Source organism: Aeromonas sp. Y318-3 (assembly GCF_027706185.1).
Lineage (GTDB): Bacteria > Pseudomonadota > Gammaproteobacteria > Enterobacterales > Aeromonadaceae > Aeromonas > Aeromonas veronii.
On the sequence record NZ_JAPDCN010000054.1, the window covers coordinates 1 to 792 of the forward strand.

1 protein-coding gene is annotated in these 792 nt (G+C 48.4%); it reads right to left on the bottom strand.

Translation table 11 applies throughout. The features are described 5' to 3' along the window. Positions 1–229 precede the first annotated feature (229 nt). Entirely contained in the window at positions 230–682 is a 453-nt protein-coding gene (locus tag OKB77_RS23970; protein WP_000237816.1) for an NAD(+)--rifampin ADP-ribosyltransferase Arr-2, read from the bottom strand. Positions 683–792: the final 110 nt, after the last annotated feature.

A 792-nucleotide genomic window follows, 5' to 3' on the forward strand; every position in this document is an offset into this window, starting at 1 on the left:
CGATATGAGATCGATTTAGCCACTCATAGAGCATCGCAAGGTCATGCTCAGTCATGAGGCGCAGTGTGACGGAATCGTTGCTGTTGGTCACGATGCTGTACTTTGTGATGCCTAACGCCGCCATAAACGGCGACAGGGTGGCGCGCCTATTGCGCATAAAATGGCGAAGCCATGCGCAACAGGCGCGGAATCTCTGGCGTCCGGTTTGATGGCTTTGTTATGCAAAGGACTAGTCTTCAATGACGTGTAAACCACGGCGCTTTAAGTCCTCTAACGAATCCAACATTCCCCTTATTAATTCAACAGGATGCCCCTCCCAGTCTTCAACAACGCCAACAATTCTCAAGGGTTCGCAGGTTCTATAGGACTGTGTTGGATTACCGGGAAATTTTTTGTTCGTAAGATTCGGATCGTCTTCGAACGGTCCTGTTGGCTCAACTATGTATATGTAGCCGCGACCCTCGAGGCCAGACAGTGACATAGCAAGTTCAGCTCCCCAAACTGCTGGCTCCATCAAGGCTGAAAAGTAGATGTGCTTAAGAATACGACCGTCCTCGAAATGAGAGATGAACCCTGTGGTTAGCAAGTCACCAATCGCCAAATTGGCTTTGGTTCCATGATAGAACGGTCCTTGCACCTGCTTGTAATTATCATGAGAGATGGGAATCCAATCTTTTACCATTTTAAGACCCTTAATTGTTGGGATTTGGCTGCATAACTTTGTTTTAGGGCGACTGCCCTGCTGCGTAACATCGTTGCTGCTCCATAACATCAAACATCGACCCACGGCGT